The sequence below is a fragment of the Hymenobacter tenuis genome (assembly GCF_054780495.1).
Genome location: NZ_BAAGWF010000004.1, coordinates 1,101,864 through 1,115,288 on the forward strand (window position 1 = coordinate 1,101,864; position 13,425 = coordinate 1,115,288).

General features: G+C 58.1%; 10 protein-coding genes. 5 read left to right on the forward strand and 5 right to left on the reverse strand.

Going from position 1 to position 13,425, the window contains the following annotated elements:
• Positions 1-44: 44 nt before the first annotated feature.
• The 4 genes from ACYVGU_RS18310 (at position 45) to ACYVGU_RS18325 (ending at position 7,043) form a co-directional block, all read left to right on the forward strand.
• Positions 45-761, forward strand: a complete 717-nt coding sequence (locus tag ACYVGU_RS18310; RefSeq protein ID WP_460623224.1) for a DUF4097 family beta strand repeat-containing protein — start codon at positions 45-47, stop codon at positions 759-761.
• Between the two features lie 291 nt (positions 762-1,052).
• Positions 1,053-1,472 (forward strand): BlaI/MecI/CopY family transcriptional regulator, encoded by a 420-nt coding sequence (locus ACYVGU_RS18315; RefSeq protein WP_460614081.1) that lies wholly within the window; start codon positions 1,053-1,055, stop codon positions 1,470-1,472.
• Positions 1,469-4,204 (forward strand): M56 family metallopeptidase, encoded by a 2,736-nt coding sequence (locus ACYVGU_RS18320; RefSeq protein WP_460623226.1) that lies wholly within the window; start codon positions 1,469-1,471, stop codon positions 4,202-4,204. Before ACYVGU_RS18315 ends, ACYVGU_RS18320 begins: the two co-directional genes overlap by 4 nt.
• A gap of 238 nt (positions 4,205-4,442) precedes the next feature.
• Positions 4,443-7,043, forward strand: a complete 2,601-nt coding sequence (locus tag ACYVGU_RS18325) for a DUF5916 domain-containing protein (RefSeq protein ID WP_460623227.1) — start codon at positions 4,443-4,445, stop codon at positions 7,041-7,043.
• A gap of 140 nt (positions 7,044-7,183) precedes the next feature.
• Here ACYVGU_RS18325 and meaB read toward each other — a convergent pair whose 3' ends face one another.
• Positions 7,184-8,161 carry an ArgK/MeaB family GTPase gene (meaB, locus tag ACYVGU_RS18330; protein WP_460623228.1) on the reverse strand — a complete coding sequence of 326 codons (978 nt, stop codon included), beginning with the start codon at positions 8,159-8,161 and terminating at the stop codon, positions 7,184-7,186.
• A 133-nt stretch (positions 8,162-8,294) separates the two neighbouring features.
• Between meaB and ACYVGU_RS18335 the strand changes: the two genes are divergently transcribed.
• Positions 8,295-9,695, forward strand: coding sequence for a DUF5723 family protein (locus tag ACYVGU_RS18335; protein ID WP_460623230.1), 1,401 nt, complete (start codon positions 8,295-8,297; stop codon positions 9,693-9,695).
• A gap of 92 nt (positions 9,696-9,787) precedes the next feature.
• Here ACYVGU_RS18335 and ACYVGU_RS18340 read toward each other — a convergent pair whose 3' ends face one another.
• The 4 genes from ACYVGU_RS18340 to ACYVGU_RS18355 form a co-directional block, all read right to left on the reverse strand.
• Positions 9,788-10,885: a TolB family protein gene (locus ACYVGU_RS18340; protein ID WP_460623231.1), complete on the reverse strand. Its 1,098-nt coding sequence runs from the start codon at positions 10,883-10,885 to the stop codon at positions 9,788-9,790.
• A gap of 127 nt (positions 10,886-11,012) precedes the next feature.
• Complete coding sequence (locus ACYVGU_RS18345) at positions 11,013-11,555, reverse strand: NUDIX hydrolase (RefSeq protein ID WP_460623232.1); 543 nt, start codon at positions 11,553-11,555, stop codon at positions 11,013-11,015.
• Positions 11,556-11,646: 91 nt separating this feature from the next.
• Positions 11,647-12,441, reverse strand: coding sequence for a zinc metalloprotease (locus ACYVGU_RS18350; protein WP_460623233.1), 795 nt, complete (start codon positions 12,439-12,441; stop codon positions 11,647-11,649).
• Between the two features lie 126 nt (positions 12,442-12,567).
• Positions 12,568-13,323 (reverse strand): L,D-transpeptidase family protein, encoded by a 756-nt coding sequence (locus tag ACYVGU_RS18355; RefSeq protein ID WP_460623234.1) that lies wholly within the window; start codon positions 13,321-13,323, stop codon positions 12,568-12,570.
• Positions 13,324-13,425: the final 102 nt, after the last annotated feature.

The window sequence follows — 13,425 nt, forward strand, 5'->3', positions numbered from 1 at the left end:
CAGGAGCCGCTATACTATTCTTTCACCCCTCTACTACCATTCCCATGTTTCGTTTCTTGCTGTTGCTGTCGGTCCTGCTTGGACTGAGCAGCCTGGGTGCCTACGCCCAAAAAGTACTCGAACAAAAAGCCACCTTGTCCTCGGGGCAACGCTTAAACCTGGAGCTAAAACACGCCACATCCATCAAAATGCATCCGGCCAGCGGCTCCGAGATGGTGCTGCGCGCTACTGTCACTATCAACGGTGGGCAACTAAATGAGGCCGTAACATTAACTTCCAACAAGTCTTCCGATGGCTTCACCATTACCTCAATTCTCGATGAAAAGATGGTGCAAAGCAGCCAAGCAACGAATTGCCCGGATGGGCAAGGAGTGAGCCGTTGGGGCGGCAACTGGAACAACGGCAAATCGAACGGCGGGGGCATATGCCTGAAGGTGGAGGTAGATGTGGCCGTACCTGCTGGCGTATCGGTGCGCGTGAACACCATTAGCGGCAACATTGAAGTAAATGGCCTTACGGCACCACTCGACGCAAAATCCATCAGTGGATTTGTAGATGTAAGCTGGCCTCCGCAGAAAGGGGCCGATGTGGCCTTCAAAACCATTACCGGCGAGGTGTACACCGATCAGGAAATTGCCTTCGCTAACCGCAAGGAGAATCCCATTGTGGGGTATCAGCTGCGGGGCACCCTAGGCAGTAGCGGCCCCGCAGTGCGCCTGGAATCAGTAAGCGGCGACGTATATTTCCGCAAGCGCAAATAAGGCGGGCTTTCTTGGCAGAAGTACCCTAGGCTTTCAACTAGCTCCTGAGTTTTCCTAACTTAGGAGCTAGTAGAGGGGTGATAATAAGTAAGATAAAACTCGAAAATGAATATAGTACGAAATAAATCGTAGGTTATACTTGCATCTACGATTGTATTCGTATATGTTTGAAGTACGAATGAATTCGTATAATATAGCTGCTCTGGCGGCCCTTGCGCAGGGGTGGCCAGAACCCGGGCAACGGTTCGGGGCAGCGCGGTGTCTTACTTACTGACAGGTTACTTTTTGGCCATGAGCAAACCCCCCATTCCCAAACCTACTGAATCGGAGCTGGAAATCCTGCAGGTTCTGTGGCAACACGGCCCTAGTACCGTCCGATTTGTGAACGACGAGCTCAGCAAGAAGCGGGAGGTGGGCTACACCACCACGCTGAAGTTGCTACAGCTTATGCTAGACAAAGGCATTGTGCTGCGCGATGACGACAGCAAAACCCACGTGTATCGCGCCGCCGTGCGCGAAGAAGAAACCCAAGGCCTGCTGCTCGATCGGTTTGTGGACTCCACTTTCGGAGGCTCTGCCATGAAGCTCGTGATGCAGGCGCTCGGCAACCGCCGCACTTCCCGGGAAGAACTAGCCCAGATCCGGCGCCTGCTCAACGACATTGAGATTCAGAACGATACTACCCCACCTTCAACCGACGATGCCCGATGAACTGGCTCGAACAACTTCTGCCTCCGGCGCTGGTGCGCGCCCTGGGCTGGACTCTGGTGCACTCGCTCTGGCAGGGTGCTGTAGTAGCGTTAGCGCTGGCCGGCTTACTGCTATTGCTGCGCCGCCACAGTGCGGAAGTGCGCTACCGCGCCGCCACGGTTGGCCTATTGGTGCTGCTGTTGCTCGCGGGCGTTACGTTTTTGCGCTACTACACGGCCACGCCCGCAACCGAGACCTCAGTAGCCGGCATTAGCATCGGCGACGAAGCGGCTTTGCTCGCCGATGGCCTATTACCTACCAATGCTGGCCAGGGCTTTAGCCGCCAACCTGCCCTAGTAGCAGGCACGGAACCAGCCGTGGCTACAACCTCAAGCTTACCAGCTTGGCTCCAGTATTTCGATCAGAATATTCCGGTGTTGGTAGCCGCGTGGCTTCTAGGGTTGCTGGCCATGACGCTTCGCCTGCTAGGTGGGCTGGCGTATGTGCAGCGCCTGCGCCGGTATCGGGTGCAGCCACTAGGAGCCGAGTGGCAAGCCCGCCTGGCCGCATTGGCTACGAAAGCCGGCCTGACACAACCCATAGAACTGCTGGAGTCGGCGCTGGTTCGCGTGCCGGTGGTAGTGGGGCACTTGCGGCCCGTGGTACTGCTGCCGCTAGGTACCGTTACGGGCCTAAGTACTGCCTATCTGGAAGCCATTCTGGCCCATGAGCTGGCTCACGTACAACGCCGCGACTACCTCCTGAACCTACTGCAATCCATTGCCGAAACGGTGTTTTTTTATCACCCGGCCGTATGGTTTATCACGGCGTGTGTGCGTACCGAGCGCGAAAACTGCTGCGACGATGCTGCTACCGCGCTTATTGGTGGCAACCCCCTTACCGTAGCGCGCGCCTTGGCCGCGTTGGCCGAGTTGAGCGTTGCTCCTGAGCCCGTCAATCAGTTTGCAATGTCGGCCCTGGGGCCTGATGGGTCGGTGCTGGGCCGCATCCGCCGGTTGGTACAAGGCCGCACGGCTCCCACGTTTTCCGAAGGGTTTATGGCGGCTTGCGTGGTACTAGGGGGCTTAGTGCTCTTAACCTCCGCCGTAGCCATGGCCGATCCGCGGCCGGTGTCTGCTGATCAGGATGCCGACGAAGGAACCTTGTCACGCCTACCATTCCTGGGCTTGGCCACCGATACCACCCGCAAAAAGCCCGAGGCCACTACCGATTTTGTACTTCCCGACGCACACATTCTGCAAACTGCGCCGCAAGCCCTGGCTCCGGCCGCAGAGCCCGAGTGGGCCGATGCTGAGCAACTGGAAGTGGATGAGCTAACCGAGGATAGTGGCCTCGGCTTCGCTACCAGCAACGATGCCGACGATAAGGATAAACCCAAGAAGCGCCGGAAGCGCGGCCAGCAAGTAGTGGTAGTGCAGGAGCCCCGGCGGGGTAGTGGCAGCACGGTGGTTATCGAAAAAGATAAGAAAGGCCGCCTGACCAACCTGACCGTCGATGGTCAACCCATCGACACCGGTAAAAGCAAAAAACTGAGCAAGAGCGCCGCTCAAAATGTGGAAGTAATTCGGCTTCCTGGCAATGGCCGCACCATCTGGTCGGGCAACTCAGGCTTCGGCTTCAACGGTAACACTAGCCGCAACTTTGTATTCACCCGGCCATCCATAAGCGAAAATGAGATTATCCGGATTCAGCGCGATGCGGATCAGGTCTTTGTTGACGCTAGCCGTCAGTTTGGCGGAAACCAGCGCGGGTACACCTTCGAGCGTGGGACTAGGCACCTGAGCGCACTGCAAGGTGCGGAGCGGGCCTTGCGCAACACCTTGCGCGACGGAAACCTCAATGACGAGCAGCGCCAGCGCATTAGTCAGCAGCTGGCCGAGGTGCAGCGCAAACAGGAGGAGTTCCGCAAGCAAAGCGGCACGGTGCGCATACTGGACCTGGAGCGCGGAGAGGAACTGCAAGACGGCGAACGGAGCGCTGATGATGCCCGCCGCGAGGCTGAAGCCGAGATGCGCCGCCACAGTGCTGAAATGCGCCGCTTGGATGCCGAGATGCGTCGGCACGAGCTGGAAATGCGCCGCAATGAGGTGGAAATGCGCCGCCTGGATAGCGAGTCCCGGGCGGAAAAAGCCCGCAGCAGCGAAGTGGAAGAAGCCCTGCGTCGTGAGCTGCGCAAAGATGGCCTGATTAAAAGCGAAACTAACTTCCAGATGGAGCTCAACGCCACTAGCCTCACGGTGAATGGCAAAAAGCAATCGGCCGCCCTGCGCGACAAATACCTGCGCTTGGTGGAGTCAAAAACGGGCCGTAAGCTGGGCCCCAAGAGCACGTTTGGCATCAACCGCCAGGAAGCTAACCGCACGATAGTGAACGATATGGTGGCTCCTCCGCGTCCGCCGCGCGCTCCAATGGCGCCCCCTGCCCCAGATGCTCCGGCCCCCGGCGCCCCCATGGCCCCTCCAGCCCCTTCTTTGCAGTTGCCCCCGCCTCCACCAGCGCCTCCGGCTCCCCCTCGCTTTGACTCCGATGAGGTTCGGAAGGAGTTGCGCAAGGATGGGGTGCTAGGCGCTTCGGAAAAGTCCTTCCAGTTTCAGCTCAACGACTCGGGCATGACGGTAAACGGCAAAAAGCAACCAGAAGCGCTGGCCAAGAAATACCGCAAGCTGCTGGAATTGCCCGCCGAAACCGATAGCAAATCCCGTCGCAACATCCAGATTTCGATTAATGAATAAGTAGCCAACTACTAGCCTCCGGCCGCCGCTGCAACGGCGGCCGGTTTTTTTGTTGTAACATCTCCAAGTAGTGAGGCAACGGTTGAGACGGATAGCGCATCTATTGCTGCATTCCGCTCTAGCTATATATCAGGGCACCGGCTTCCAGGCCTGCTGACTTGTGAGTGCCTAGTCGGCGGCTATACCACCCATTCAACTACCCACCTGCTTGCTTTACATTTATTTACGTCATCAGATCGTGAGAGGCTTCCGTGTGTGCTTGTTCATCTGGCTGACGGCCTTTGCTAACCTGGCCTGGGCTCAATCGGCAGAAACCGTTGCCAACGCCGCGGCCGCGGTGCCCGCCCCCAAACGCCAACTACAGGCCCTGCGCATCACAGAAGGCATAAAGCTCGATGGTGTGTTGGATGAAACTATCTGGCAGCAGGCACCCATTGCCACCGATTTCATCCAGAACCGGCCCAACCCCGGCCCCCGCGAAAAGCACCCCACCGAAGTGCGGGTGCTTTATGATGACGCCAACCTGTACGTGGGCGCCATTATGCACGATGTCTCGCAGGATTCCATCATGCGGGAGCTGTCGGCCCGCGACGACATCGGCAACTCCGACTTTATCGGTATTTTCCTGGATACTTACCACGACCAGCTCAACGGCTACAGCTTTCTCGTGACCACGGGCGGCGTGCAGGTAGATGCCCGCTACTCGCCGGCCGGGGGCGAAGACGGCAACTGGAACGCCGTGTGGGACTCGCGCACCTCCATGCAAGGCACCGACTGGTTCTGTGAAATCCGGATTCCATACTCGGCCATTCGCTTTAGCAAAGCGTCGGAACAGGTGTGGGGCCTGAATTTTATGCGCCAGCGCAAGCGCGACAACCAGGGTTTTTTCTGGAACGAAGTGAAGCCCGCCGTGGATGGCTTCGTGAACCAGTGGGGTGAACTCCACGGCCTGCGCGATATAAAGCCGCCGCTGCGCCTTTCGCTCACGCCCTACATCTCGGCCTACGCGAATCACTACCCCTACAAGGAGCAGGGAACCCGCAACACCAGCACCAGCTTCAATGGGGGCGCCGATATCAAGTGGGGTATCAACGAGAGCTTTACCCTCGATGCGACCCTAGTGCCCGACTTCGGGCAGGTGCAGAGCGACAACCAAGTGCTGAACCTCTCGCCCTTTGAGGTGCAGTTTCAGGAAAACCGTCAGTTCTTCACTGAAGGCACGGAGCTGTTCAATAAAGGCAACCTGTTTTATTCAAGGCGCGTGGGCGCTACCCCCATTGGCTTTGGGAACGTGGCCGGGCAGGTGCGCCAGCGCGAAAGAGGCCTGGACGGCGCGTGGCGGCCGGGCGAGGAGGTTATCAGCAACCCGGGCGTAACGCGCCTGCTGAATGCCACCAAAGTTTCGGGCCGGACCAAGCAGGGGCTGGGCGTGGGTGTGTTCAATGCGCTCAGCAACGATGTATTTGCTACCCTCCGCGACTCGGTGGATGGTAGTGAGCGGCAAGTGCTGACGCAGCCGTTCAGCAACTACAACATCATGGTGCTGGACCAGAGCCTGAAAAACAACTCCTACGTGTCGCTCATCAACACCAACGTCACGCGCTGGGGCAGCACCTACGATGCCAACGTGACGGGCGGCCTGTTTCGCTTTGCCAACAAGAAAAACTCTTACGCCATCGACGGCCGCCTGGTGTACTCACGCCGGCGCGGCACTGAGTTTGGCTCGGAGGCGCAAATCGGGGACCAGAACGGCTACAAGTACCAGCTTGGCATTAGCAAAATCAGCGGTAACTTCACCTGGGGTCTGAACCACGGCATTGAGTCGGATACCTACAACCCGAATGACCTGGGCATTTTGTTTGGCAACAATAACATCAGCCAGGGCTTGTATGCTAGCTACAACAAGTATAAGCCCTTCTGGAAGGTCAATAACTTCTACTCGTTTTTGAATCTGAATCACTCGTTGCTGTACAAGCCCACGCGCTACCAGAACGCCAACATTGCGGCCGGTTTCAACACCACCTTCACCAAGAACTTTCTGACCGTTGGGGCCAACTTCGATGCGAACCCCGTCACGCACGACTACTACGAGCCGCGCCAATACCCACTGGGTAGCTACTATGTGCGCGTGCCCGTGAATGCCAACATTGGCGGTTTCTTGTCCTCAGACTACCGGAAGAAACTAGCCTGGGATCTGAACGCCGGCGTGCGCTGGTATGCTCAAGATGAGCGCTTGGACAGACCGCGCCGCATGGGCTACGGCTGGGCCATTTCGCCGCGCTACCGCGTCAGCAACCAGCTGAACTTCCGGTACAGCCTCGACTGGAACCTGCGCCAAAACCAGGTTGGCTACGTGAATGGCGGTATTGACACTAGCCTGCCCGACGACGCAGAGTTTCGGCGGAACAATCCCACGGATGTGTTGCTAGGGCGGCGGCGCGTACTAACCGTGACCAATACTATTTCGGGCGGCTACACGTTCAACAACCGCATGTCGCTGACTATCCGGACGCGCCACTACACCAGTACCGTGAACTATCAGGACTTTGCCCGCCTAGGTACTGATGGGCGCGAAACCCTGGTAGACTACCGCCGTAACCGCGACAACACGTTCAATGCCTTCAATGTGGATGCGGTGTACTCGTGGTGGTTTGCGCCCGGTTCGCAGGTGAGCATTGTCTGGAAAAATGCCAGTGCTTCGTTTCTTGAAGCGAATGAGGCTACCCCGCTTTACTTCGACAACCTGAGCAACACTGTGAACACGCCGCACAACAACAACGTGTCCATCAAAGTCCTGTACTACCTCGATTACCTGATGCTGAAGCGCCGCCGGAGCTAACTGGCGGCAATAGCCTCTAGCGCACATCTTGCTGCGCAGCTGGCGCATCAAGCTAGAGGCCGAAACAGCTGCGTGCTGATGCTAGTGGCTTAAATAATGGGAGAAGTGCTGCCGAAGCTGGTTGCTAGGGTTTACACCCGTTACAACCCTAGTAATTCCTCGGCTGCGCCAAAGGCCGATTTGCGTCCGTCCATTACCTGCTGCCGGATGTCGGGCAGGCGGGCAGCTACGTCGGGGCGAGCATAAAAACGGGTTTCCAGCGTTTCGCGGATGGTTTCATGCAGCCAGTGCAGGTTTTGCTCCTGACGCCGCTGCTGGAAGTAGCCGCTTTCCTGGGTTTGCTGCACGTACTGCTCCACTAGCTGCCACACGGCCGGAACCCCCGCTCCCGTCACGGCCGAAGAAACCGTAACGACCGGGCTCCATTGCGAAGGAGCTAGCGGAAACAGGTGCAGGGCATTCTGATACTCTACGCGCGCCCGGCGGGCGGCCTGCTCGTTGCCGCCATCGGCTTTGGTGATGGTCACGGCATCGGCCATTTCCATGATGCCTTTCTTGATGCCTTGCAGCTCGTCGCCGGCGCCGGCCAGCATCAGCAATAGAAAAAAATCGACCATGCCGTGCACAGCGGTTTCACTCTGGCCCACGCCCACAGTTTCCACAAAAATTACGTCGTGGCCGGCCGCTTCGCAAAGTACCAGGGCCTCGCGGGTGCTGCGTGTTACGCCGCCCAGGCTGCGGCCTGCCGGCGACGGGCGAATGAAGGCGTGCGGGTGCGCGGCTAGCTCGTTCATGCGGGTTTTGTCGCCGAGGATACTGCCGCCGCTGCGCTGGCTGGTGGGGTCAATGGCCAGCACGGCCAGCCGCTTGCCCTGCTCCCGCACCAAATGCAGCCCCAGCGCCTCAATAAACGTGCTTTTGCCAACTCCCGGTACGCCGGTAATACCCACGCGCACGGAGCGGCCGGCGTGGGGCAGTACGGCATCCAGCACTTGCTGCGCCAGGGTTTGGTCAGAGGGGAGCGTGCTTTCCACCAGCGTGATGGCGCGGCTGAGTAGCACCCGGTTGCCAGACAAAATGCCATCAATGTATTCGGAAGCGGAAAAGCGTTTGGCCATGAGAGCGGGAACGAAGCGAACCGAAAAGTAGCGGATCAGAAAGCAATGCTGGTGCAAACTACCCCATATCGTACATTTGAAAAACTACCCCGGCGCCTTGCCCGTCTGCTTATTTTTTCAACTACCTGGTATTATGGGTAAAAACTTCTACTTCTCGGTTGCGGCCTTATTGTTAGCTAGTGCAGCGCCCCTGTACGCTCAAAATGAGCTAAGTAACTTTACGGCCACCGGCCGCGGGGGCGTGGCCACCACCTTTGCCACCGATTACCAGTCCATTGGCATCAATCCCGCAAATCTGGGCCGGGTAGGCGGTTCTACGGTGGCGTTTACCATCGGTGAGTTCGGGGCAGGAGCGGGCTCCCAGTCGCTCACGCGCAAACAGTTAAGCCGGTTCGTCTTTCACCCCAACCAAACCCTCACGCTGGCCGATAAGCAGGAGCTAGCCCGGGCCTTCACCTCCGACAACGCCTTTAACTTTAATGCCGACGCGACTACCCTGGCGGTGGCCGTGCAGCTGCCGGTAATTGGCGGCATTGCCATCAGCAACCGGGTGCGCACGGCTGGGCATATAGGCATGAACCAGAACGCCGCCGAAATTGCCTTTTTGGGCCGGAATGCGTCTATTTTCGCCTCAACCAGCACCGGCAATGTGCCCTTGGTTTCAGAAGCGCTGGCGGGAACAGATGTGCAGCTGGCTGTGCTCAACGAATTTAACTTGGCCTGGGGCACTCGGCTGATTGATTTGCCCCTATTCCAGCTCTCAGCAGGAGCGGGGTACCGCTACATTCAGGGGGTAGGCATTATCGATGTTCGAGTGCAGCCTGGTAATCTGCAAAGCTTCACCTCTATGTCGCCCCTGTTCAAAATCGACTACGGCGACATGGTCAATGACCCCAGCTTTAACCTACGGGAGCGCACCAACGGCTTACAACCCGTAGGCAAAGGCCATGGCTTCGACCTCGGGCTAGCCCTGGAAGCAGGCAAAGCCCTACGCCTCGGCCTGGCCATTACGGACCTGGGCAACATGACCTGGGAAGGCAACCTCGTAACCGGCACCGACCAGAAGCTAAAGAAGCTGAACTCCGATGGTATTGGCAGCTACAACGTAATCCGGGAAGGCGCGGAGATATTTGCCGCCGGCACCGACAGCCTGTTTCAGTACCAAACCGGCCAGGAGCGCAAGGCCTCATTGCCCACCAAGCTGCGGGCCGGGGCTGGGGTGCGCATCAGTGAGTTTTTTGAGGCGGGGCTGGATGTTACGTTGCCCCTGAATGAAGTGGCGGGCAACCTCACCACTGCCTTTGTAGGCGCCGGGCTCGACTATAAACCAGTAAGCTGGCTGCGCCTGAGCAGTGGCGTTAGTGCCGGCGCCGGGTATGGCCTCAATGTGCCCCTAGGCATTACGCTGACCTCGAGTGTGTACGAAATTGGCGTAAGTACCCGCGATGTACCTGGCCTGTTCACCTCCCAGAATCCGTATTACTCAGTGGCTGGTGGGTTCTTTCGATTCAAGCTGGGCAGCAAGACTCAATAGAATACTGAATGCCGACGGTTTGCTTTTCTGTGGGGCCTAGGCCTTACAGAACGGCAAACCGTCGGCATTCATGGTTTTAGCGCCCAGCCGCTTTATTTGGGCTCCGTGATAAAGTTGGGCAGGCCCAGCTTACTGCGGCGGCCACCTAGCTTCAAGCCATTGTCGAGGTACTTGGCGGCGTCGGAGTTGGGGTTCTGAATGACACCTAGGAATGGGTTGTCTTCGCGGGCCACGTAAATGTTGCCATCGGGGGCGCGCTGCAGGGAGCCTACTTTGCGGTTAGCTGATTTGCCAACGACGGTGGCTTTGCCCGTTTTCAAATCGAACTGATAGATCTGGGCCATGCCGCCGCCTTCGCCATTGCTGGAGCCATAGAGCTTGCTACCGTCGGGCGAGAATTCCACCCCGTAGGCCTCAGGGTAGGGTGCAAAGGCTTTAACGTTGCGTACTTGGCCGGTGCTGCGGTCGAAGTCGAACACCTCGTATTTATTGGCTTCGCGCCAGAGTGCTACGGCCAGCTTGCGGCCATCGGGCGAGAATTTCATGGCGCCAATGGCGTTGCGGCCGGGGCCGGCGTGCATGCTGCCCACGTTGCTCATAATAGGCTTGCTCTGCACCCCATCGGCGGTTACCAAAAAGCTCACAAACGCGTTGGAGTTCCAGCGGTGGGCCACAATCCAGACGTCGCGGCCATTTTGGTGGCGCACGGCGGCTAGCTTTTCGGCCACGGGCGTGATAAGTAAGGCATTGGCGCGCGGCACGTCGCCGAAGCCGTTGTCGCGGGTCATGTCAACGGTGGAGTAGCGCAGGCCATTGGAGCCGCCCTGAGCTCCTACCGTGAACACATAGAACACGTTGCCGCTGCCGGGGTCAGGTACGATCAGCGCGCTTTGGGTGCTGGAGTTAGAGCCCATCAGCTTTTTGCCGTTGGGCATCACCTGATGCTTGCGGTTGAACACAAACTCGCCGTTGGTATAAAACAGCAGCTGGCCTTGCTGGTTGGTGGCCACGGCCGAGCCCTCGTAGGTAGTCATTTTGCTGGTGAGCAGCGGGGTAGGGGCGCCCCCATCGGCCGGAAACGTAAGGCCAGCCTGCTGTCCGAAAAGCCAGATGGATTGCTCGCGTTGGGCCAGCACCACGCCGGGTAGCAGCAACGCCAGCAGCAAGGGCAAAAGCGAAAGTCGTTTCATAGAAGTCGGAAAAATCAACAATAGGCTAGAATGAAATTTCGTGCCAACTATGCGGCTAGGGAGGTTCACCGCTTTGTTAGACCTAGTAAAGTTGGGGTGCGAAAGTAGCACTAGCCCTTTCTTGGCTCTAAAGCTCCCACTCGCCGGCCAGTAAACGCGGAATAAGGGGCTGAATGATCCGGTAGCTAGCGCCCCACAGCTGGTAGCCATTCCCGACGCGGTAGTACGGCACGAGGTGGGGCGTGGGCCAGCCCGCCAGCTGCCAGGTTTCCTCGGTGTGGTTGGCCGCATCCGCGAGGTGGCGCAGCGGTATTTCCAGCACCTCGTCTATTTCCGACGTCTGCCACTGCCATACCTCCGGCCTGCGAATACGACCCAGAAACGGCGAGATTCGGAAACCAGTGGGCACAGCAATAGTGGGTAAGGCCTCCAGGACTTCTATGTTGTCCGCGGCCAAGCCCACTTCTTCAAAGGCTTCCCGCAGGGCCGTGGCTTGCAGGTCGGCATCTTCAGGGTCGTGCTTGCCGCCGGGGAAAGCCAGTTGGCCGCCGTGCACACCAAAGGCGGCGCGGCGTACCATCACTACATGCAGCTCTTGGTCCTCATTGCGGAAAACCGGCACCAGCACGGCAGATTCGCGCAGGTTTTTAGGAATCGGGAAATCCGGCATAACGAAACAGCGCCGACGCGGATGGACCGCGTCGGCGCTGGAAAGGTACGGAGCGAACGGACTTTGGATACCGTTTGACCGTTTAGGAAGGCTAATACAATGCGTTCAGGGCCGTTACATCGTTGGCATTGAACGGACGGTTCTGGCCCGAGCCGATGCACGCCAGCATCCAGGAGTTCGGGTCGGCAGCGGCCGGAGTACCCGGAATCAGGATAGCGCCCACCGTGCTGGCCCCCTCGTTAGAGGTAGCGCCACCGCAGCTGTAGCTCCGGTCCATGTAGTCGGTGTGGCGGAAGCCGATGCAGTGACCTACTTCGTGCGCCAGAATGGTAGCAATGTAGGTAGTGGGATTCGCGGTGCCGATGGCGCGCGAGTTCACTTTCACTTCGCCGTAGGGGTTGCCGCCGGTTGGGAAACCTGCCGAAGCGAGGTAGCTGCCGCTGGCCCGTACAATATTGATGTTACCGCCCGTTGCAACGCGGCTGAACGTAATGGTCAGGCCCTCGGCATTAAAGCGGCGTACCACTTCATCAATTGCCGTAACATAGGCCGAAGGCAACTGGCTGGAAACGCTGATGGAAATGTTGCGTCCGCCGTTTACTAGGTTCGTGGTGCGGTATTGTTCGGCATCGCCTACGCGCAGCAGCTTGGTAGAGGCACCATTGCTCAAAGCCGAAGGGCTCAGGACAATATCACCTTCTACTAGGTAGTTGCCGGCCTCATCACGCTGGATACCAGCCGTGCTGAAACCCAACTGCCGAATCTGGCTGATAGCATCGGCGCTAATTTCCTTCGAGGTGTTTACTACTGCTTCTTTTTCTGAGCAGCCGCTGGCTAAAGTCAAGGTAGCCAAGGCAGCCATTACGAAGTACGAAGTGATTTTCATAGGGTGTTATTGGTTGTGTGAGAGTGAATGAGATTACAATGTATTCAAAATATTGATACAATAAGTACTTTAATTTTATTTCGTGATGAATAATATTGTAAAAATGGCAGCTTAAGGCGGGGTATTTCACTGAATGGCATAGGTCCCATCTTCGGCTACCGCCACGTTGGGGAGCTGGTGCGTGTCTTCAAAATGCTGGTAGCCGGGGGCCAGTTTCTGCCAAAAGGCTAAGTGCGGGCTCGCCATCCGAAGAGCCAGATTATCAGCCGTTAGCTCGAACGGGAAGATGTGCACCGGAATAGCGGTTTGCCCGGCGGCGCGGGCTTCCACGGCCAGCACATACAGCTCCCGAATGCCCGCGTCGGTGATGGGCAGGCACCCGATAGTGACATCGGAGCCATGAATAAAAATATCGTTGCCGGGGTCCAGAAGGCCGCTGCGGAATCGGTCGGCGGCATTGGGGTAGTCTAGGCCCAATGACAGGTGGTACTTGCTGTCGGGGTTAAACCGGTCGATGGTATAGAAGCCTTCCGGCACTTGTCCGTCGCCGGCTTTCGCCTTGGGCCCTAGCGTGCCGGACGTGCCCGCCAGCCGAAACGTGCGCAGCAATACAAACTGCGCGCTACCCTGGTTGCGGCCCCATACCTCCAGCCGGCGCCCTACTTTAAATGCCCGCAGAAACAGCTCCAGCCGCTCAGGCGCCAGACCGTGCCGACGCAGCAACGCCTGGGTAGCTGCTTCATGCAACCCATACGCCGCCCTAACGCGCGGGAAAAGCAGTTGGCCGGCCCGAAACGAAGGGTTTGGCTCTGGCTGTGAGGTTGTAGAGCGGGCATACAAAGCCACGAGCAGCGCGGCAGCGAGCAGAAACAGGGTGCGCATAAGAAGAGAAGGGAGCGGCCGGTAATAGCAGGTAGCCGCGTGTGCCAACTGAACGGCAAGGTACTGCCAGCTAGTATAGAAGCGCAGGTATATAGGAAGAAA

Coding starts and splice junctions, on each gene's coding strand:
- ACYVGU_RS18335 (WP_460623230.1), top strand. CDS start 8,295: ATGGGTAAAAACTTCTACTTCTCGGTTGCGGCCTTATTGTTAGCTAGT.
- meaB (WP_460623228.1), bottom strand. CDS start 8,161: ATGGCCAAACGCTTTTCCGCTTCCGAATACATTGATGGCATTTTGTCT.
- ACYVGU_RS18320 (WP_460623226.1), top strand. CDS start 1,469: ATGAACTGGCTCGAACAACTTCTGCCTCCGGCGCTGGTGCGCGCCCTG.
- ACYVGU_RS18350 (WP_460623233.1), bottom strand. CDS start 12,441: ATGAAAATCACTTCGTACTTCGTAATGGCTGCCTTGGCTACCTTGACT.
- ACYVGU_RS18345 (WP_460623232.1), bottom strand. CDS start 11,555: ATGCCGGATTTCCCGATTCCTAAAAACCTGCGCGAATCTGCCGTGCTG.
- ACYVGU_RS18310 (WP_460623224.1), top strand. CDS start 45: ATGTTTCGTTTCTTGCTGTTGCTGTCGGTCCTGCTTGGACTGAGCAGC.
- ACYVGU_RS18355 (WP_460623234.1), bottom strand. CDS start 13,323: ATGCGCACCCTGTTTCTGCTCGCTGCCGCGCTGCTCGTGGCTTTGTAT.
- ACYVGU_RS18340 (WP_460623231.1), bottom strand. CDS start 10,885: ATGAAACGACTTTCGCTTTTGCCCTTGCTGCTGGCGTTGCTGCTACCC.
- ACYVGU_RS18315 (WP_460614081.1), top strand. CDS start 1,053: ATGAGCAAACCCCCCATTCCCAAACCTACTGAATCGGAGCTGGAAATC.